The organism is Microcoleus sp. bin48.metabat.b7b8b9.023, from assembly GCF_013299185.1.
In the GTDB taxonomy this organism is placed as follows: Bacteria; Cyanobacteriota; Cyanobacteriia; order Cyanobacteriales; family Microcoleaceae; genus Microcoleus.
On record NZ_JAAFKG010000021.1, the window covers coordinates 81,879 to 103,265 of the forward strand.

Genomic DNA, 21,387 nt, shown 5'->3' on the forward strand with positions numbered 1-21,387 from the left:
CCACCTAACCCCTCCGTAGGTACGTTGTTGGGCTTTAGCCCTCTTTAGGCGTATATCTAAAGAGGGCTAAAGCCCAACTACGTACCTAGAGAGATACACAGGATTTCAGACTTAAGTTGATACTTTCGGAAGGCTTATTCCCTATCACTTTTTCCAACTGTCAACTGTCAACTGTCAACTCTTCCTTCAGATAGCGATGTGTTGCTGAACGGCTAAGACTAAATTTTCAGTCCAGAAATTAGCTAAGTCGGCGCTGGCAGCTTCCACCATAACTCTGATTAGCGGTTCAGTGCCAGAAGCGCGAACCAAAATCCGTCCCTGTTCTCCCATTGCGGTTTTAGCGCGATCGATCGCCTTTTGCATGGGTTCGCACTCGTGCCATTTTAGGCGTTTTTCGCGATCGTCCACCCGCACATTTACCAACAACTGCGGATATGTTTGGAAACTGTCACTTACCAATTGTGACAAAGATTCCCCGGACTCACGCACCAGCGAAGCTATATGCAAAGCTGTCAACAAACCATCGCCACTGATACCGAAATGCGGACAAAGAATGTGGCCCGACTGTTCGCCGCCCAACATTGCACCCGTGCGCTGCATTTCAGCATGAACGTGCTGATCTCCGACGTTTGTTCTAGTTAGTTTGCCCCCCAATTCTTCCCAAGCTCGCTCGAAGCCCAGGTTAGCCATTACAGTAGAAATAATTAAATTATCCGGTAACTGTTCGGAGGCGCGCAATTGCTGGCCCCACAGATAAAGAATGTAATCGCCGTCAATCGATCGACCTTTGTTGTCAACACCCAAAACTCGATCGGCATCGCCGTCAAAAGCAAATCCCAAATCGGCATTGTGTTCCAAAACCGCCGCTTGCAAACTGTCGAGATGAGTGGAACCGCAGTTAACATTAATGCGAGATCCATCAGGAGAATTGTGCAAACAGATCGCATCCGCCCCCATTTGCTCAAACACCGCCGGCGCCAAACCAGCAGCAGCCCCCCAAGCCAAATCCAAAACCACCCGCATTCCCCGCAAATTCATCTGTTGCAGCGAATCTGAGAGAGAAGTAGCATAATCTTTAATCAACTCTGGGCGGTGGTAGTGATGCCCCAAAGCCAAGCTAGCAATCGGAACCTTAGCCCCTCGGATTCCCGCTTCGATTTGTTCCTGTAAATGCTGAGACAGCTTTGACCCGTTGGGGCCGAAAAACTTAATCCCGTTATCTTCTGGGGGATTGTGGCTAGCCGAAATCATTACTCCGCCCACAGACTGCGAAATGCTTGCCAGATAAGCAACGCAGGGAGTGGGGCACAATCCCAAATTCCACACTTCCAAACCGGCGGCTGTCAAACCAGCCGACAGTGCCATTGCCAGCATATCGCTGGAATTTCTGCTGTCTTGTCCCAAAATCACAGGGCCCTGGTTGGGGGCATTTTGGCGTAAAACTTGCCCAGCCCAGAATCCAACTTGCAGCGCTAGGGGTGCAGTCAGCAATTCTCCAACTTTCCCGCGAATTCCGTCTGTGCCGAAAAGTTTTGTATTGGGCAGGGAGAGGGTATTTCCCAGCAAAATCGTATCGCGTTTGACTGGTTGTACCGAGTTAGTAGCCGAAAACTCGCTGCCGCGATGGCGCGAAGGTGTCTGAACCATATTCACTCCTTTAGGAATATTCACACTCACACTTTGCAGTTCATGTTACAACTGAAAGATCTTTTTTTCAGCGTAAAGTTAATTTATTTCGAGGATTTCTCAGAAAACTTGCTTTGACAAGCTACGGAGCAAGTTTAACTTCTTCAGAAAAATTTGTATGTTATCTCAAGGACAAACTTTGATGGAGCGTGCCAACAGGATCGTAGCGATCGCCCTTGGGGACGCTTCCACACGGATTTGAGACGATCCTGATGCCTTTTGAGTCCGTCACCAACTGTGCGTATAGAAAGTTAAGGCTGTATTCCCATATACTTTGTGTCGGCAAATTTCTAGGCCGGGAATCGGTTGGGTCGATCGCTCCGGGCTGTGTTCGATCGCGATTTCGCCATCAGGTGCTAGCATTTCTTGGCTGGCGATCGCGTTCAACACAGGTTCGTACAAGTCGCTGGCGTAGGGCGGATCGAAATAAATGCGATCGAACTGCTGTGGTGATAGTGAGGCTAATTTGGCGATCGCATTTCCCCGCAATATCTGGAATACTTGAGACTCGTCTGCTATTTTCTCCCAGTTTTCGCGGATAATTGCACAAGCCTTCGCCGACTGTTCGATGCCGGTGACACTGGAAGCCCCGCGACACAAGGCTTCTGCTCCCATCGAGCCGCTACCGGTACAGATGTCAAGCCATTTGCAATCTGCGATCGATCCCTGCCAAATATTAAATAAAGCCTCTCTGACTCGCGCCAGAGTCGGGCGAGTTGCCAATCCCGGCAGAGTTTTGATTTGACGGTTGCCATAGATTCTGATACTCATAAGAAGAAGGAAGAAGGAAGTTCGGCAACGGATTCTGTAACGGATGTAACGGATGTAAAAGTATTTGTAGGGTGCGTCGCCATTAAAAATCTCTCGCATTCAATGGACAATCTTATATAGCAATCCTAAATGATTCATGAAGATTTGTAGGGGTAGTGTCCCCGTGCCTACCCCCTATCTATCGGGGCAACCGGGATTTTAAACAACTCCTATAATAACTATGAAAATGATTGAGGATTGCTATAGCCTTGACTGTTAACATTTAACTGTTTAAACAATACCAATACAACCGGAAACGATATTAGGAATGAGAATTAAATAACTTACAATTTGATATTTTTTGTGGGATGGGGCCAAAGAGCCCGTTATTTCTGGACGGGTTCTTTGGGCCCATCCCACTTTCAAGAGTGTAAATTATTTAATTTGCGCTCCTAAGAGGGCGGGCACGCACCATCCACCGCCCCTACTACTGTCACAGGTCAACTTTTTGGGAAAATTGTATCATTTAAAACCCAGATTTGACAGTATTTTCTGCTTGATTAGATTCAGGAACTGGTGCCTGGGCTTGTTTGACACACAATACAGCATTGCTGACTGCGAGCGAGACTAACACCACTTTAACCGGAAACGAAACAGTAGGAGTATTCATAAATTTATAATTGGTAATTAGTAATTGGTAATTGGTAATTGGTAATTAATTCCCAAGTTTGGGCAACCACCGGGGATTGCCCTAGGGAATAACAACTATCAAAAGTTGTTGATAATCACCGGTTGGGTTTGCCGGGCCGGAGGAGATGCCGGTACAGGAGCAGGATAAGGTTGTGGATAAACCGGATAACCTGGTTGCGGATATCCAGGTGCAGGTGGATATGTTGGTTGTTGATAAATTGGCTGTTGATTCGGTTGTCCGGGATATTGAGGTGCAGCATTTCCGGGAAAAGTTTCAGGAGCACCAGCAGTTCCTTGGGGAAATTGCTGTTGATTTTCTGGGAGATTTTGAGGATTAGATGGAATTCCCAAGATGCCTTCAACAGCGCGGCGGAGAATTGGTCTCAGGGGAATTGCTAAACTCATTTCGGCGCTTGATGCGATCGCCATTACAGACAGCGTTCCGACAATAGCTAGTTTTCCGAATCCTTTTTGCAGTTGGTATTGAGCAATCATGGTTTGTCTTCCTTGTCAAGTAATTTTAGATTTGGGATTTTAGATTTTAGATTGAATTTGCAGATGAGTATTGGTATTCAACTAAAATCTAAAAGTTAAAGTGTTGGTGAATAGATAGATGCAGCCGAGAACTAAGGCATGGGGCGAGAATTGGGTGCGTTGCCGTTAACATAAGCACTGGGAACCCAGAAATTTGTACCAGCAATTTTGTACCAGCGAGCATCAGGAGTTCCCAATTGCAAATCGTTGACAACTTCGCCGTAAGTCCAGCCGTCAAAATTGAGATTTTGGCGAAAACGTACCATTTGATTGCTGCGATCGCCCAGCCTCGGACTGTTCCGCAAAGTAATACCGTTAGAAGACATTACCCAAGCTGGAAAATTAGCTTGACGGAACCCGTTTTGCGGTTGCTGAACAGGCTGCTGAACAGGCTGCTGTCCGGGATTCGAGTTGTTTCCACGCACCCAAAACGAGACATCGCGACGGCCGTTAACAGACGTTCCAAAGTTAGTAACGTTGACATTGCCACAGTTAAATTCCCCGAACAAACCGTTGTTTCCTTGGTTGGTACCTCGAACGGCGATCCTGCCGTCGCCGTTAACTCTTTCTACTACTCCAATATGTCCGTGTTCGGGGTGTGTTTGTGGGAATGAAGGCTGCATAACAACGACAGCACCGGCTTGAGGGCTAACTTGGGTGAAGCCGTTACGTTGCAAAACCGAACCGTAATCTTTGGCACTCCAAACATAGGGAGGACGCAGTTGAAAGCGATTGTTTGCGTAATGTACGCACTGACAAAATGATGATGCTGCGGCTGGTTTGATGTTGGATAAACTCGCAGTTACAACAGTGCTGGCGGCGGCGAAAGCAGTGAACAAAGCTAGAGAAATTTTGGAGGAAGAAGTAAATAATTTCATGGTTGATGTCTCGTTTGTTTGCGGTTTTTTGCTTGACTTGTTGATACTTTCGCAGAACCGCAAAAAAACTGAAACCGAAGAAGCGGGAGTTAAACCAGGAGTTAAGTATCGGTGGAAATATTGCGATCGAGCTTTGTTCGGAAAGGGTTACAGGCGCTATAAGATTTAAGTAACGGAGTTTGTTAACTCCCTTAAGTGCTGAGTCGATCGACGGACGGGCGGGACGCCCATCCCACATGACGGGCGGGACGCCCATTCCAGATTGCTGACGGGGGGGACGCCCATCCCACATTGCTGACGCACTCTACATATAAAATCAAAAATAAAAAATCAAAATGAGTTTACCGAAAGCAAGGCGCGATCGCGGCAGAATACTTACAGACAAAGGATGGAATAAAATCTGGAACGCAATTTACCTCAAATTTCCCGATCGCCCCAGCTTGCAAACCATCTCTGAACAAACCGATCCTGGACTTAATCGAAATTCTCCGTCTTTCGTCTCGACGGATACGGTGTCTAATATATTGAACCGGCGAGCCCCCGCTGACACAGCCAAAATGGAGAGTTTGTTTGCAGCTTTTGGGTTGCGACTCGAAGCTGACGATCGCACTTCGGGGGATATTTCCGGCAATCTCGCGCCCGCGCCCACTCCTCAAACCCGGCAAAATTGCAGCGAATTGCCGGATATTTCGGGTTTTTGCGGCCGCCGCGAAGAATTGGGCGTGTTGAAAACATGGATTTCGATCGATCGCTGTCGGTTAGTTGCGATTTTCGGGATGGGCGGAATTGGTAAAACTGCACTTTGCGCGCAATTAGCCAAGCAAATTCAGCACGAGTTTGATTTTGTCATCTGGCGGAGTTTGTCGAATCAGCCGAGTTGTCAAGATTTGGCGGCTGGCTTAATTCAATTTATCTGCGACTATCAGGGCAAAAAACTGCCGGAAAACCTCGGCGACGGGATTTCCGTTCTGATTGAGCATTTGCAAGCGCACCGCTGTTTGATTGTGCTTGACGGCGTGGAAACGATCTTAGATACGGGGGGTTTGGCTGGCAAATATCGATCGGGCTACGAAGATTACGAAAGGCTGTTCAGACAAATAGGAGAATCCAACCATCAAAGCTGTTTGTTGCTTACCAGTGCGGAAAAATCCAGAGACATAGCCATGTTGGAAGGTCAAACTCGTCCCGTTCGATCTTATAAACTCACAGGTTTAGACAATATGGCAGCGCGAGAAATTCTGACAGAAAGAGGCTTAATTAAAGAAAAACAATGGGACGAATTGATTGACTGTTATGCTGCTCATCCTTTAGCCCTGAGGATTGTTTCAGCAATGATTTTAGAGCTATTTAACGGTAAAACTTCAGAGTTTATCAGAGAAAATACCGTATTTTTAGGTCAAATCAACCATATTTTATCGCAGCAATTTCAGCGACTTTCCGTGTTAGAAAAAGATGTAATCAAGCAGTTGGCTGCTGCGGGAACACCAATGGATCTAGCTCAATTGCGCGGCGGACTTGCTGAACCGGTTAAAACATCGAATTTGATGGAAGCGCTGGAATCTCTGGGATGGCGATCGCTAATTGAGAAAATCACAGTCAGCGGTAATGTCGCTTTCACTTTACAGCCAGTGGTGAGGAAATATGCGATCGAGCGATAGGTATTAGCTGGTACGATAAGGATTGCTATACACCTTTTGCAAAAAAAGCAGGTACGTAGTTGCGCTTAAGCGCTCTTTCCGCAGGTTTTAAAATTAATTGAGGTATGTAGTTGCGCTTAAGCGCTCTTTCCGCAGGTTTTAAAATTAATTGAGGTATGTAGTTGCGCTTAAGCGCTCTTTCCGACGTTTGATAGTCAACATATTTTTGACTGTGTTAAGAAGTCCGTAATTTGGGGTTTAGCGCTCTTTCCGATATCCCCAAAAGAGCGCTGAAGCGCAACTACGTACCTGGATTTAATAGACATTTTGCGAGATATCTATTACCTAAGCAGCAACTTTTGTCCTCACCAGACTGACAAAATTTGACAGCATTTGCAATCCCGTAGTCGAAGATTTTTCCGGGTGAAACTGTACGGCCATCAAATTGTCTTTAGCTACAGCCGCCGTCACAGTTTGGCTTCCATGCGTCACCACCGCAGCTTTTACTGTTGAATCAACCGGATCGACATAATAAGAATGCACTAAATAAACCCAAGGTTGAGGTGAGAGATTTTGCCACAATGGCAAATTCGGCTGAGTGTATTCTAATTGATTCCATCCCATGTGCGGAATGGTCAACCCAGGTTCCGATCGAAATCGGCGCACTTTTCCGGCAATAATTCCCATACCTGGTTCCGTACCTTCTTCGGAACTGTCAAACAGCATTTGCAAACCCAAACAAATGCCTAAAAAAGGTTTTCCAGAGGCGATCGCACTTTTTATCGGTTCTATCAAATTGCGCGATCGTAAATGCTGCATCGCCGGATCGAAGGAACCCACACCCGGCAAAACCACCGCATCAGCCTGCTCGATGATAGCCGGAGAATCGGTAATTGTTGGCACTGCACCCACATTTTCCAAGCCTTTACAGACCGAGTGCAGATTGCCCATGTCATAGTCTACTACTGCAATGACAGACATTGACTTACTTGCCTTATATTATTAATAGAACTATTATTGCACAAAATTACCAACAACAAAGGTTCGTAGCCAGGACTTCAAAGGTTCGTAGTGCGGACTTCAGTCCGCAGAAATTCAGAGGACTAAAGTCCTCACTACGAACCTAACTAGGAACAAAGGTTCGTAGTGCGGACACTTCAGTCCGCAGAAATTCAGAGGACTAAAGTCCTCACTACGAACCTAACTAGGAACAAAGGTTCGTAGTGCGGACTTCAGTCCGCAGAAATTCAGAGGACTAAAGTCCTCACTACGAACCTAACTAGGAACAAAGGTTCGTAGTGCGGACTTCAGTCCGCAGAAATTCAGAGGACTAAAGTCCTCACTACGAACCTAACTAGGAACAAAGGTTCGTAGTGCGGACTTCAGTCCGCAGAAATTCAGAGGACTAAAGTCCTCACTACGAACCTAACTAGGAACAAAGGTTCGTAGTGCGGACTTCAGTCCGCAGAAATTCAGAGGACTAAAGTCCTCACTACGAACCTAACTAGGAACAAAGGTTCGTAGTGCGGACTTCAGTCCGCAGAAATTCAGAGGACTAAAGTCCTCACTACGAACCTAACTAGGAACCTAACTACGAACCTAACTACCAACCTATTCGATCGCACTTAATACAGAGGACATTATATGACTAACAAAATCCTGCTGACCTCATTTAATACTTGGCTTTCCCATCAGAAGTCGAACTCTTCCGACGATTTATTAGCCAAAATTTCTAGAATTCAATCTTTGCCTGATTCGCTAACTTATTTGAGAAAACTGCCCGTAGATTTTCAGGAAGCGCCGAATTTGGCGATCGCCCAAATCAACAAAATCCAACCCGACATTATTATCTGCTGCGGCATGGCCGAAAGCCGGCAAAAATTAACCGTAGAATCCTGCGCTTGCTGCGATACAGACATTCTGAAAACAAAAGTCAATCTCGAACCGCTAGTCGCTGATTTATGCACCACCGAAATCAGTCACGAAGCCGGAAAATATGTTTGTGAAGCTCTCTATTACGCAGTTTTAAAACATATTCGCAATGCTCAACTTCCCGCTAAATGTATTTTCGTCCACGTGCCAATTTTAACATTAGAAAATTCTGACAAAATTGTCGGCGATTTTTTATCTATTGTCAATCGCCTAACAATTAACCACTCTCAACTGACAACTAAGAGGGCGGGCACGGGGGCACCGCCCCTACCACAGATCAACTGACAACTGACAACTGACTATTGCCAACTGCCAACTGCCAACTCTTTAGCCGCCGTAATTCCAGCCTGTGGTTTCTAATAGCAACGGATCGCCCTCGCGATGAACACCGGCGCCGATAACTTCACCGACATAAACCGTGTGATCTCCGTGTTCCACAGCACCAACAACATTGCACTCAATGTAACCCAGAGTATCCGAAATAATCGGACAACCTGTTTCGGCGCCTAGATAAAATTCTACATCCTCAAATTTATTGCCAACGCGGCGCTGCTGCTTGAAGAATTTCTGGGCTAACTCTTTTTGTCCAGCTTCCAGGAAACTCAAAGCAAACACACCGCTGGCTTTGATCATGGCGTGGGATTTGGAATCTTGCTTGACGCAGTTGACGACTAAGGGAGGGGTAAAGGAAGATTGCATCACCCAGCTAGCGGTGAAACCGTTGACTTCTTCCCCGTCTTTGACACCGCAAATGTACAATCCGTGAGGGATTTTGCGGAGGAGGGTCTTTTTAGCTTGTTCGTCTAGCACGGGCTTACCTGTCGATCGATAATTCTACACCGCCCAGTTTACCAATGTCCCGTCCACAAACCCAACTGTCTTAAGGGCGATGCGCCACACCGAGAATGTTGAGATTGCCAATATTAGTTTTTTCACAACCAAATTTTATGCTTGCCACAATATTTATTTTTATTAACTTAAATTGAGTTTTTCCGATGTTTTGACAACCAACTATATACTATGTTAAGACTTTAGCTATTAATCTTAGAATCTAAACGCAGTCACTCAATTACTTAACAAAACCGGAGATAATTCGATGACAGAATCGTTTAAACGGAACTTTGGTTTAGGTCTTGTAGCAGTCAGTATATTATCTCTAATTTGTTTCGGCATAATAGGGATTGGCAGAGACGGCAAGCTAAATGCTGACGGTGGTGTCCTTTACGCTGCCGGACGTGCTTGGCTGAAAGGTTTAAATGCTTACAACCACGGTATGCTGACTCAAAGTGTAGCGACAATAAAAGAAATTGACAACCTAAAAGATGCGGCTTTCTTTTATCCTCCTCAATCAGCCGTGTTTTGTATGTTTGTCGGTCTTTTCGATTACCCTATTGCCAAGTTTGTTTGGCTATTACTCAACTTGCTTTCAATCGCAGCTATTATTGCGATGACAGTTCGCACCATCAACCAACATCAAAATAACAGTCAAAATCAACTCGGCAGTTTGGTGATGACTGCGATGATTGTTGGCAACCCATTCACTGCCCACGTTGTGTGGATGGGTCAAACTTCTTTGATGGCTTTTGCCGGGACAATGGCTGCTTGGTTCTTCAGCCAACGGCAAAAATTTGTATTGGCAGGAATCTGTTTGGGTATAGCCAGTTTTAAACCGCAACTATGCTTATTGCTGGGTATTTGGTTTTTGCTAGAACGTAACTGGAAAATATTAGCTGTAGCCTTCGCAACGGTTATAATTATGAGCGCTTACCCATTGGTGCTGTACGGCGGGCCAGTTGGGATGCTGGCAGCATGGCATCAAGGAATTCTAGACAGCTATAGTTCTTTGCCTTTCAATCAACCGGGGTTTCAAGATAAAGTTGGTATGGAAAGTCTTTTCGCTTCTTTAGGCTTGAAGGTACCGGCTATCAAGATTGTGGCAGTAATTTTAGCGGTTGTGCTGTGGGTGTTTCGCAATAGAATTAATCGCGAAGATGTGTTGGCTTTGCTGATGGGTATATCCTTCACCTTTCTGGGATATACTCACGTTTACGATTATGTAGGTTTGTTCCCGATTCTGACTTCGCTGTGGCTGTATTGCAGCAATAACCGCAAAGCTTTGCTCAGCAGTATTGCTTTAGTTTTTCTGCTCTTTTTTCCGAGACGGATATTTTTAGCAGCGGGTTTGCCTTTTTTGATTCACTGGAGAACAATTGTTGTTTTAATTCTAGTAGTTGGTGTTGTTCTATTCAGCATGAAATCTAAATCGAGTGAGGGATTGCAACAAGAAATTGCTTGATTTTGGGTCGAGTTACCAGTGACAATATTTTTAACTGTCAACTGGCTGACTCCCTTGGTCAAAACTCTCAAACAACTCCATGCTTTTTAAACCAATCTTGCAGCTTTTTCCAAGCATCATTGGCTTCTTTTTCCCGGTAAGTGGGGCGATAGTCGGCGTTAAAACCGTGGGGTGTATCTGGATAAAGCACAATTTCGGAACCGCTGCTACCAGTTTTGAGAAGTTGCTGCATTTTCTCGACTGTATCGTTGGGAATTAACTCATCTTTGCCGCCGTAAAGCCCCAATACTGGCACTTTTAAAGTTGCGGCAAGGTCGATCGGCTGTTTGGGAGTCAAAGGCCCAGAAGCGCTCGCCAAACGCCCGTACCAAGCCACACCAGCTTTGACTTTCGGGTTGTGGGCTGCGTACAGCCAGACAATTCTGCCACCCCAGCAAAATCCGGTAATTCCTAACTTATCAATATTGCCCTTGGCTGACTTTTGCGCCCAATCGACGGTAGCATCTAAATCGGACATGACTTGAGCGTCGGGAACTTTCGAGACAACTTTACTGACAATTTCTTGAATGTCGGTGATTTTAGAAACATCACCTTGACGGGCAAACATCTCTGGGGCGATCGCCAAATAACCTAATTTAGCTAAACGGCGGCAAATATCTTGAATGTGGGCGTGCACTCCAAAGACTTCTTGAATTACTAAAATTACTGGAAAATTGCTACCGCTAGCTGGCATTGCTCTGTATCCTGGAATCTGCCCATCTTTCACGGGAATTTTGACTTCACCTGCAACTAAATTCGTTGTATCTGTGGTAATAGTTGCCAAAGAAATAGGATGAACTGCTAAGGCAAATCCGGCGGTTAATGCGGTGACAGTGATAAATTGTCTGCGAGTTAAATCTTTCATAGATAATGGGGAATGGGGAATGGGGGCATTGGGCATCGGGCATTGATAATTGATAATTGATAATTGATAATTTCTTCCAATGACTGTCAACTGTCAAATGTCAACGAAGAGGGCGGGCACGCACCATCCACCGCCCCTACCAATTGCCAACTGACAACTGTCAACTGTCAACTGTCAACTGACGAAACAGCCGATCGTGCTCTGGATGGTACAAGCGCGATCGCCCTTGGGCCTCTTTACCCAAAGCCGGACTAATCACATACATCGTCGTTCTGATCAAATTATGTTCGCGAGTGGCGATCGCCATTTTGTCAAGGGGAACCAGCACAATTTTCTCATCGGGCCAGCCCAAGCGATAACAAATCGCCACAGGCAAATCAGAAGGGTAATGTTCCATCAACTTAGCTTGAGCTTGTTCGACGTGTCGCGCGCTCAAATACAGACACAAACTCGCTTGATGGGCCGCTAAACTAGCTAATTCTTCACGTTCTGGTACTTCAGTTCTGCCGCTAATTCTGGTCAAAATAATTGTCTGCACAACTCCGGGAACTGTCAACTCAATTTTAAGTTTAGCCGCCGCAAGTTGGAAAGCACTAATTCCCGGAATTACCTCAAAAGCAATTCCCGCTTCCGCTAAAGCGTGCATTTGTTCGCCGACTGCACCGTAGAGACAGGGATCCCCCGAATGCAGTCGGACGACGCTTTTGCCTGCTCGCACTCGATCGACCATCAAAGGTACAATCTCTTCGAGAGTCTTATCTGCCGTTTGGATAACTTCAGCATCCGCGCGCACCCCCTCTAAAATTTGCTCTGGGACAAGGGAATCGGCAAATAATATGACATCGGCCTGGGCCAGTAGTTTTTGAGCCTTAACAGTCAACAAATCCGGATCTCCCGGGCCTGCACCTACAATGTATACGCCTGGAATTAGGGATTGAATCTCTGTCAAACTCATTGCTGATAAAAAAAATTTGCTAAATTTACCGACGTTTCCGGATGCACCTATTTGGGTTGGAAGTAAGGGATGGTAGATGCACCCTGGTTTTGAACCCTAGAGACTAACGTCTCTGGGGTTTTTTATTGATCTTCTGGGGATTTGGGATCAACCTTTGTGCGATCGCCCGTGGCTGATACAACATCTGGCAAAGGTCGATCGAGCAAATAAAGCCAAGCCAACCCGCCCAAACCTAAAACAATCCCAGTCAAGCTTACCATCTGCGCCGTCCGCAGCGCCCCGAACATCAAACTATCAGTTCGCAACCCTTCAATCCAGACTCTACCGCAACTGTAAGCAGCGATATAAACCAAAAACAAAGCACCAGTTTTCAATCTAATTTTGCCCTGCAAGTCGCGGAAAAACAAAGTCAGCAGCAACCCAAATACTGTCAAATTCCACAGAGATTCGTAGAGAAAAGTGGGATGGAAGTATTCAAAATTAGCATAGGCGATCGGGCGACTGTTTGCCGGAATATAGAGTTTCCAGGGCAAATCCGTAGGACTTCCAAAAGCTTCCGAGTTAAAGAAATTTCCCCAACGTCCGATCGCCTGACCGAGAATTGCCGAAGGCGCGATTAAATCTGCCAATTGCCAAAAAGAAACTCGCTGGATTTTCGCAAAAATCAAAGCTGCGATCGTGCCTCCCAAAATTGCGCCGTGAATAGCAATTCCACCTTTCCAAATTGCCAGAATATCTTCAGGCCTCTGGGCGTATTGCTGCCACTCAAAAGCCACGTAGTAAATTCGAGCACAGGGAATAGCGCCCAGAACCAGCCAAATTGCTAAATCGCCCAGCAATTCCGGGTTAACGCGGCGTTTTTCTGCCAAATATTGGGACAGAGTGACCCCAATCAAGACGGCAGAAGCTATCAACAGCCCGTACCAACGAACGGCTAAGGGGCCGAGTTGAAAGATAATCGGGCCCGGGGATGTAAATTGAAAGCCTAAGGGCAGCGCAAGAATATTTAGCACCATGAAAATTGCATTAATTGTGGTGGAAAGCTGTCAAATTTGCATACCCTTTCACAAACTACAGAGTTTATTTTAGGTGACTGCGGTCATTTACACGCAATATTTGGGGAATTTGGCCAAAATTAACTTTGTTGCGGGTATTTGTGTCAGGAGTTTTCTTTGTGAGTCCACAATAAGATCCCCCCTAACCCCCCTTAACAAGGGGGGAACCGGATTATTCTCTTTCGTCCCCCTTCTTAAGGGGGATTTAGGGGGATCGAGACTTCGCCTTCTGGAGGATTGTCGGCAGTTTTGGTCGAGAAGTTTTAATATAGAGGGTGGTTTTAAATTTTCTGATGACCTATGTCTCCTACTTCCGTTTCTCAGGTGTACTCTTCTGGTAATTCCAGGGATGCGAATCAGTCTCGCAAGACTGATGCTTTGGCTGTTGAGTCTGGTAAAATTCCGCCGTTGTTGGGCGCGAATTTGGCTGAGTTAACGGAGTGGGTACAGCAAAATGGGCAACCTGCTTATCGCGGGAAGCAGTTGTATCAGTGGATTTATGAGAGAGGCGCGCGATCGCTCTCTGAAATTTCGGTATTCTCTAAACAATGGCGCGAAACTGTTGCTAAAATTCCGATCGGGCGATCGACTATTCATTTGCGATCGGTCGCACCAGACTCCACCGTCAAGTATCTCTTAAAATTGGCAGACGGTCAAATCATTGAAACCGTCGGCATTCCCACCGAAAAACGGCTGACAGTGTGCGTCTCAGCCCAAGTTGGCTGTGCGATGGGCTGCGACTTTTGCGCTACGGGCAAAGGCGGTTTCAAGCGCAACTTAGAAAAACACGAAATCGTCGATCAAGTCTTGACAGTACAGCAAGATTTCGGCCGCCGAGTCAGCCACATCGTATTTATGGGGATGGGCGAACCCCTGCTGAATATCGATAATGTCGTAGCTGCTGTCAAGTGTTTGAATCAAGATGTCGGAATTGGACAGCGCAACATCACCATTTCCACAGTCGGAATTCGCAATCGAATCACTCAACTAGCCGAACATCAACTGCAAGTTACCCTGGCTGTCAGCCTCCACGCCTCCAATCAAAGACTGCGCGAAGAGTTGATTCCCAGCGCCCATCCTTATCCTTTGGGTGAGTTAATGGCAGAATGCCGCGAATACGTGCGATCGACCGGCCGCAGGTTAAGCTTTGAATATGTACTCTTAGCTAATGTAAATGACTTACCAGAACACGCCGCCGAGTTAGCAAGTCAGTTGCGCGGTTTTCAGTGTCACGTCAATTTGATTCCTTACAATCCGATTCAGGAAGCTGAATATCAGCGGCCAACTCCCAATCGAATTAACCAATTTGTTACCGTTTTGAAGGAAAAGAAAATAGCAGTTAGCGTGCGGTATTCTCGCGGCTTAGAAGCAGATGCCGCCTGCGGACAATTGCGGGCCTCTGAGGTCGAATAGTAGATTTTTACTGTTATGTAAAATTGGTTCGTAGTGAGGACTTTAGTCCTCTGACAGCGCGGTTTTATTGTCGTCAGACAATTAGGTACGTAGTTGCGCTTCAGCGCTCTTTGCTAATATTAGGAAAGAGGGCTAAAGCCCAACAACGTACCTTTGCCCAAGTGCGATAGAATCGGGGGCATCTTTTTACTGTGCTTAAATTGTTCTGAAATCGTTAACACCAATTTGCGAGGCATTAACTCCGATCAAAGAGACGATCGCAATTCCATTCACCTCAATCAAAGTATTGTTATTACTCTGACTGATTTTCAATTGGTTGAAACTCAATCCACCAGACAATCCTAACACATCTTCGCCTTTCACAAAATCGGAAATAATATCGAGTCCGAGATTGTTTCCGACGACAAATATGTCATTGCCCAAACCGCCAATCAAGCTGTCGTTGCCTAAACCTCCAAACAAAATATCGCTGCCTTCGCAACCGAGAAGTGTATCGTTACCTTTGTCTCCATAAATCGAATCATTGCCCTTACCGCCGTCAATTAAATCATTGCCTTGACCCCCATAAACTAGGTCATTTCCGGCATCGCCAGACAAAGTATCGTCCCCAAGTTCTCCAAAGAGAGTATCATTGCCTTCGCTGCCTAGGATTAAATCCTGACCGTTTCCGCCGAACAAAGTATCGTTTCCTTTGCCGCCGTCGATAAAATCGTTACCTTCATTGCCCAAGATTAAGTCATCATCTTCTTGCCCGTTAAGTGAATCGTTTCCTTGATTCCCGAAAATAACATCTTTACCAAAACCGCCAATAATGATGTCGTTTCCTTTGCCTCCCAACAGGATATCGTTGCCGCCCTTGCCATCAATAAAATCGTTACCTTCGTTGCCGTTGAAAATGTCTGCGCTATTCCCACCAATCAGGTTGTCGTTACCTGCTTTGGCATCGAATATATTGGGAGTGTTACTGCCAATATAACCGTCATTTTTGGCAGTACCAATGATGATGCCGGAATTGCCGTTGATGATATTATCGACTGGATTTAGTCGATCGAGGTTTGGTCGTTCAATGCGATCGCCAATGCAGGTTAGATCCGGTGTGGGCGTTGGTGTGGGCGTTGGTGTGGGCGTTGGTGTGGGCGTTGGTGTGGGCGTTGCCGTCGTATCGACGATCGTCAAAATCGCCGTTTTTTGATTGCCCAAAACAGCATTATTTGTGGCATTTGTCAAGCTGAGATTGACAGTTTCATTACCTTCGACTAAGGTGTCATTGGCGATCGGAATAGTGAAAGTTTTGCTAGTTTCACCAGAGACAAAGTTTAACGTACCCGATGTTGCAGTGTAGTCACTTCCAGCGGTGGCGCTACCGTCAGCAGTGCCGTAACTGACAGAGGCGGAAACATTGCTACCACCTGTCCGATTAACCGTAATTGTTTGGGTTGCGCCGTTTTCATTAACGCTGTAAGTGGCGTTGCTGAAATTAAAAGTTCCCGGTATTGGTATGACTGATACGTCGTTATCTGCGATCGCCACCGTCGCAGTTTCAGTACCAGCAGCCCCCAAATTGTAAGCAGCCGTACCGACTAAAGTCAGCTTCACAGCCTCGCTACCTTCCACAATGCTGTCATCAATTGGGGTAATAGTAACATCCGCAAAAGATTGACCAGCCGGAATGATAATGCTACCCGTTAAATTCGGCGTGTAATCATTGCTGGTGGCAAAACCCGTACCGCTAGCAGTTGTATAATTGACTGTCAGCGGCAGTGCGGTACTGCCCGATCGCGCAATGCGGAAAGTACCCGGATTTGCACTTTGTTCGGCTGCTGCTGCGTCTGTCGCAGTAATAGTGACAGTCGGTAAGGCAATGTTAAACCGGGCGACACTCGGATCGTGATCGCTGTCTTGGGTGGCAAATTCTGAGTTGATGTGAACCACATCAAATCCGGCTAAGTTTTTAGCTAAATTATTGCTAGCTAAAATGTGATCGAGCACCTGCGCGTTGCCTTGGAAATTGTAAGTATAGCGCTCGTTTTCCGGCAGAGTTTCGATTAAGTTTTGCAGGACAGCAGTGCCAGTACCGCCGGGAATTCCCCGGATAACATTCAGCGGTTCGGAAAATTGGAAATCGTTCAAATCTCCAGCCACAATTACATTCGCATTGGCATCGACTGCCAAAATACTATCCACAAAATTGTTGACAATTTGTGCTTGTTGCAGGCGCTGAGTTTCGGTGGTGAGAACAGGCGGCTGGGTGGGGCCGAAAAGCGGTTGGTCGCCGCCTTTGGAGTTGAAGTGATTCGCAATCACAAATACCGATTGGCCGTTGAATGTAAATTCACCGACTAAAGGCTTGCGGCTGGTATTAAATGCTGCATTAGTCGGGTCAATTCTGCCCGGACTTGCTGACAGTACGGGCGCGCCGCTGACGTTGTTAACCGTGGTTGCGGTTGTGGAAGTGCCGCCAGCGCGATCGACAAATGTAACGCGGCTGGGATTGAACAAGAATCCGACTCGAATATTGCCACCAGGTTCGCCGCCGTCTTGGTTGTTTACCGGGTTAATTTGCCGGAATTCATAAGTCGGGCCGCCCGCTGTTTTAATTGCTGCAATTAAGGTGTTGTAAGTTATATCCGCCGCAACTACACCGTCATTAGTCGCGCCGTTGTTGTCTTGAATTTCCTCAACGTTGATAATGTCAGGATTTTTGAGATTGGTGACAATGCGGTTGGCGATTGCGGGGAATTTGGCAGTATCGCTGGGGTCTAAATTCTCGACGTTGAAAGTAGCAACTGTTAGCTGGCTGGCACTTCCAGTTAAGTTGGTCACTTCCTTAGTCAAGCCGCCGGATGTAACGCTAGTTTGAGGAATTTGAGCGGTATTTAAAAGCTCGTAATTGCTGAAACTGTAGCCGATAACGCCTGTAACTGCGTTTAATTTGTCCCCAACATTAGTAGCAGGTGACAAGCTGGTATTGCTGGGCGGATTCAGCAAAGTGTCGTCAATTTGAATGCGTTCGGGATTAAAATCAGTTGCAGAAACGGCAATCCCACCGCGACTCGTTCTACCCGTAGCATTCGCACCGTTATCCGGCAAAACGTAGAATTCGCCAAACTCGTTTGTGGGGCCGACAACTACGGGATTGTTGACTTGCACCAGCATTCCTTCTAAACTTTCGTAGAAGTCGATGCCTTCCGTTGTCGGGTCGAAATCGCCGCCTGTTTCGACATTTCCAGCAGTAGCGGTGAAGTCGTTTTGAATCGAGGTTGTCGGTTGAATGCGGCCGCCCGTACCGATGACAGTTGGAGTAATTGTTCCTAAAGAGGCGATCGCACCTACCGCAGCCCCAGCAACCGTAGCGTTAATTTGGGTAGTTGTCAGATTGGTGGCGTTGTTAGCAGGGCGGAATTCGTCAACTCGACCAGTTACTTGTACCGATTGTCCGACAGTAGGATTGGCTATTGTCGAACTTCCTAGGAATACAAAAACCGCTTCCGATGTCGAATTTGGATTAGCCCCAGTGTCGGCTGTTGGATCTTGCATATAAAAGCCGCGACTGCTACCAGTAGCAATTAGCGCTGTTACTACACCGGGAACATTGCTAACAGTTTGAGTGGCTAAAGGTGATGTGTGACTTGCACCTTGAATGTTGCGGATGCGAACCGGAGAAGTTCCCAAAGTTACGATATCGCTGCGGAATTTTTGGAAGTTATCTTGGGGCAGTTCTTTCGAGATTACATTGTCGCCGTACCACAGATTGTCGCCGTTATCAACTAATAGTTGAATCTGACTGCTATCGGTTAAGTTACTTGGCACTTCGACGATGGATTCAAAACTACCGCCTGCATTCAAAGCTGTCAAATTTGCCGATCGCACTTGAGGCGCATCAGCAGCATTCCCAGTCCAAGTGTACAACCGGAAATCCTTCGGTGCAGTCCCCGTAGCGCTGTCGGCAGGGCCGGCGACAATGAGGTATTCGTTGTTAGCATTGCGATCGATACTGCGAATCCCCCGCCCGCCCAAATCTAGTTGAATCGGAGCACCAATCATGGCGCTAGTCGCTGTTGCTGTTACTAACTCGGTGAAGTTAGTAATCGGTGCGATCAAAGCTTTAGTGCGATCGCTTGTGGGAACTTGCGGCGCGCGGAATGCCACGTAAGCAGTAGTACCGTTGGGCGCAAGGGTCAAACCTTCGATATTGAAACCGTCTAGGGTAGTAGCTTCTGGGATTTTGCCCGCAGCCGCGCTAGCAGTAAAATTGAAACCATTCGTATTTCCCCACGCGATCAAATCGTTGCGGAGGTTGTCGTATTTACCAGCAAAAGTCAGATTAGTTGTCGCGCCGCTACCGGAAATATCCGTCGCAAACAACCGATAGCGATTCGGGCGCAAATTGCCACCGCTAGCGTTGCTGTGGGAAGCCAACCAGTAAATTCTATTACCGACGCGGGTTGAAGCTTCGATATCAATTTCTCTGGGAATACCGCCGGAGATATCCGTCAAGCCGAGAGAGTTGGTAAAGTCAAAGGTTTTGACTGGTAAACCGGAATTTGCCCGATCGTACAAACGAATTGTTTGGTCTTCGTCATCAGCGACTACCATATAATTGGAGTCGATCGCGATCGCCGTACTCGCATCGCTTGTTCCAGTCAGAAAACGGCTGGTTGTCGGAGTTCCCGAAGCAGCAGAAGCGGCGTATTTCAGAACAGTAGATGTTGTACTTGTGCCGTCACTTACAGTAACAGTTAGATCGGCAAAACCGACACCCACCGGATTAATTTTCAGATTGCGACTTGCGCCAGTTCCACTGATAGTTAAATTAGCGTTGGGAACCACCGCAGTATTGCTGCTGGTTGCGGTTAATGTCAGATTTCCAACAGCAGTTTCCGCATCGCCTAAAGTAAAGTTAATCCCGAAATTCTTAGCCGGATCCGTCGGATCGTTGATGACACCGGACAAATTAGGAACAGTTAAAAATGTAGAAGCTGCACTCGGTGCGATCGTCGGTGGAGTATTAGTAGTTGTTGTGACTGTTGTTGTGACGGCGGTAGTCGAGGAATTGTTAGTTTCATTGCTTTCGGCGATCGCACTTCCGGGATCTGCAACTGCCGCACCTATCGTACTGCTAACAGTACCCGCAGCAGTAGGAGTAACGTTAATTGTAAGGGGAACATTGCCACCAGCGGCGATCGCACCGCCGGTAAAAGTAACAACTCCCGCTGCTTGAGTCGCAGTAAAACCGGTACCGCTAGCCGAATTGTAAGTAACGCCCGCAGGTAAAGTAAATTTAGCGCTAACTCCTGTAGCAGCAGCAGTACCGCTGTTAGTTAAAGTCAGCGTGTAGTTGAAGGGAGTGTTAACCGTCGCTGTCGCAGGGGCGCTGCTGGCGATAGTTAAATCGGGTAAAGGAGTTGTAGAGGCGATCGTCAAAGCCGCAGCAATATCTGTAAGTGCAGTAGGATTAGTTACAGTCGCAGCCGTGCGCGGAGTCGTCCAAGTACCCGTAACCGCATTGTAAGTTCCAGTTAACTTGGTAAACGCGCCGCCAGCCGGATCGGGAAAAAGCTTTATATTAGTTCCATCCCCAAAAGTCCCTTGTGCATTGCTGTAAATATCATTTGTTGGCAATACATAACCGCCAGTCGCCGGATTTGCCGTCCCTACACCGGTGCCAAAAAATACAGCATCAACGGGAACAGTTGTGCTAGTAATACTGGCAACCGGAACATCAAAAATCGCAATCCCGTCAGCATTAGCACCTCCATTTCCGAGTACCCCGCCAGTGTTGAGAGTTCCAAAACCGTCACCCGCAGTTGTGCTAGTATTGATAGTTTTTAGCCAATTTGCCGCAGAAATATCTGTAGTGCCAATACCGTTAATTAGTCTGCCAGAACCGCCGACATAGGCAACTTGACCCTTAGCAAGAGTACCTGAATTAATGCTGAAACCGTAGGTTAAAGCAGTCCCGCTAACCCATCCGTTGGCCAGTGCAGTTCCATTATTTGACCACACCACCGTGTAGGGAGTCGCTGCAAAGTCGATCGCCTCTGTAGCAATTACCTGCAAATATTCATAGGGGCTATCTGTACCGGCTGGATTTGCCATGTAGCCCGAAATCACTAACTTTGCTGCCATAACACTTATTCCCGTAGTTTGCGCCAGTTTTCACTCCCAAAGACAGATACTACTAGCTGAAAGTTAAGAGATAGTAACTGTTTATTTAAGTAACAGTTAATAATTATAAGGTCAAAATAATCTAGCATATTTTGTGTCCAATTACAACAAATCTATTTCTAAGCCGTAGGGTGCGTCAGAGTGCATGATTTTATCAAAAATCAACCTACGATCTGACGCACCCTACTACTACGAACCTTTTTGAGGTTGAATAGTAGATTTTTCGTGTTAGGTAAAATTGGTTCGTAGTGAGGACTTTAGTCCTCTGAATTTATGCGGACTAAAGTCCTCACTACGAACCTTTTTGATTGTGTTTGTGCGCGATGACATGATATTATAACAAACTCTACAAGCGTTTAACCGCTAGTGTCATGAATTATTCGCGGAGATGACAGGAGCGATGAAAAGCCGCTAAAACGAGAAGGTACCGCCATTTCCCGTAATTTGCCATGACGATTTTAGAGCGAGAAGCCCAGATTTTACGAGTCC

The 21,387-nt window shown here is 46.6% G+C and carries 15 protein-coding genes; 4 read left to right on the plus strand and 11 right to left on the minus strand.

The annotated features are described in order from the left end of the window. Positions 1-186 precede the first annotated feature (186 nt). From glmM to QZW82_RS14295, 5 genes are all read right to left on the minus strand, one after another. Positions 187-1,647: a phosphoglucosamine mutase gene (gene glmM, locus QZW82_RS14275; protein WP_293149192.1), complete on the minus strand. Its 1,461-nt coding sequence runs from the start codon at positions 1,645-1,647 to the stop codon at positions 187-189. Positions 1,648-1,914: 267 nt separating this feature from the next. Beyond that, positions 1,915-2,457: a 16S rRNA (guanine(966)-N(2))-methyltransferase RsmD gene (gene rsmD, locus QZW82_RS14280; protein WP_293149194.1), complete on the minus strand. Its 543-nt coding sequence runs from the start codon at positions 2,455-2,457 to the stop codon at positions 1,915-1,917. Positions 2,458-2,962: 505 nt separating this feature from the next. After that, positions 2,963-3,106 (minus strand): hypothetical protein, encoded by a 144-nt coding sequence (locus QZW82_RS14285; protein WP_293149196.1) that lies wholly within the window; start codon positions 3,104-3,106, stop codon positions 2,963-2,965. A gap of 98 nt (positions 3,107-3,204) precedes the next feature. Continuing rightward, on the minus strand, positions 3,205-3,621 hold the full coding sequence (locus QZW82_RS14290; RefSeq protein ID WP_293149198.1) for a hypothetical protein: 417 nt from the start codon (positions 3,619-3,621) through the stop codon (positions 3,205-3,207). 131 nt (positions 3,622-3,752) lie between these two features. Further along, the gene (locus tag QZW82_RS14295; RefSeq protein ID WP_293149200.1) at positions 3,753-4,538 is read right to left on the minus strand and encodes a CHAP domain-containing protein; all 786 of its coding nucleotides are present in this window, start codon (positions 4,536-4,538) and stop codon (positions 3,753-3,755) included. A gap of 335 nt (positions 4,539-4,873) precedes the next feature. On the opposite strand from QZW82_RS14295, the gene QZW82_RS14300 reads away from it, so the two are divergent. Continuing rightward, complete coding sequence (locus QZW82_RS14300) at positions 4,874-6,196, plus strand: NB-ARC domain-containing protein (RefSeq protein WP_293149202.1); 1,323 nt, start codon at positions 4,874-4,876, stop codon at positions 6,194-6,196. A gap of 324 nt (positions 6,197-6,520) precedes the next feature. On the opposite strand, the gene hisH is transcribed toward QZW82_RS14300, so the two are convergent. Continuing rightward, the gene (gene hisH, locus QZW82_RS14305; protein WP_293149204.1) at positions 6,521-7,156 is read right to left on the minus strand and encodes an imidazole glycerol phosphate synthase subunit HisH; all 636 of its coding nucleotides are present in this window, start codon (positions 7,154-7,156) and stop codon (positions 6,521-6,523) included. A gap of 663 nt (positions 7,157-7,819) precedes the next feature. Here hisH and QZW82_RS14310 point away from each other — a divergent pair. After that, positions 7,820-8,392, plus strand: a complete 573-nt coding sequence (locus tag QZW82_RS14310; protein WP_293149206.1) for a peptidase C15 — start codon at positions 7,820-7,822, stop codon at positions 8,390-8,392. A 42-nt stretch (positions 8,393-8,434) separates the two neighbouring features. Here the strand turns inward: QZW82_RS14310 and QZW82_RS14315 are convergent, their stop codons facing one another. Then, a complete protein-coding gene (locus QZW82_RS14315) occupies positions 8,435-8,917 on the minus strand; it encodes a flavin reductase family protein (protein ID WP_293149208.1) in 483 nt (160 codons plus the stop codon). A 286-nt stretch (positions 8,918-9,203) separates the two neighbouring features. Here QZW82_RS14315 and QZW82_RS14320 point away from each other — a divergent pair, with 286 nt between their 5' ends. Continuing rightward, positions 9,204-10,403 carry a glycosyltransferase family 87 protein gene (locus QZW82_RS14320; protein ID WP_293149210.1) on the plus strand — a complete coding sequence of 400 codons (1,200 nt, stop codon included), beginning with the start codon at positions 9,204-9,206 and terminating at the stop codon, positions 10,401-10,403. A 67-nt stretch (positions 10,404-10,470) separates the two neighbouring features. Here the strand turns inward: QZW82_RS14320 and QZW82_RS14325 are convergent, their stop codons facing one another. From QZW82_RS14325 to lgt, 3 genes are all read right to left on the minus strand, one after another. After that, on the minus strand, positions 10,471-11,307 hold the full coding sequence (locus QZW82_RS14325; protein WP_293149212.1) for a dienelactone hydrolase family protein: 837 nt from the start codon (positions 11,305-11,307) through the stop codon (positions 10,471-10,473). Positions 11,308-11,467: 160 nt separating this feature from the next. Next, positions 11,468-12,262 carry a precorrin-4 C(11)-methyltransferase gene (gene cobM / locus QZW82_RS14330; RefSeq protein ID WP_293149214.1) on the minus strand — a complete coding sequence of 265 codons (795 nt, stop codon included), beginning with the start codon at positions 12,260-12,262 and terminating at the stop codon, positions 11,468-11,470. 122 nt (positions 12,263-12,384) lie between these two features. Further along, positions 12,385-13,278: a prolipoprotein diacylglyceryl transferase gene (lgt, locus tag QZW82_RS14335; RefSeq protein ID WP_293149216.1), complete on the minus strand. Its 894-nt coding sequence runs from the start codon at positions 13,276-13,278 to the stop codon at positions 12,385-12,387. Positions 13,279-13,617: 339 nt separating this feature from the next. Between lgt and rlmN the strand changes: the two genes are divergently transcribed. Beyond that, positions 13,618-14,730 (plus strand): 23S rRNA (adenine(2503)-C(2))-methyltransferase RlmN, encoded by a 1,113-nt coding sequence (rlmN, locus tag QZW82_RS14340; RefSeq protein WP_293149218.1) that lies wholly within the window; start codon positions 13,618-13,620, stop codon positions 14,728-14,730. Between the two features lie 195 nt (positions 14,731-14,925). Here the strand turns inward: rlmN and QZW82_RS14345 are convergent, their stop codons facing one another. Beyond that, positions 14,926-20,859, minus strand: a complete 5,934-nt coding sequence (locus QZW82_RS14345) for a Calx-beta domain-containing protein (RefSeq protein WP_293149220.1) — start codon at positions 20,857-20,859, stop codon at positions 14,926-14,928. Positions 20,860-21,387 lie beyond the last annotated feature (528 nt).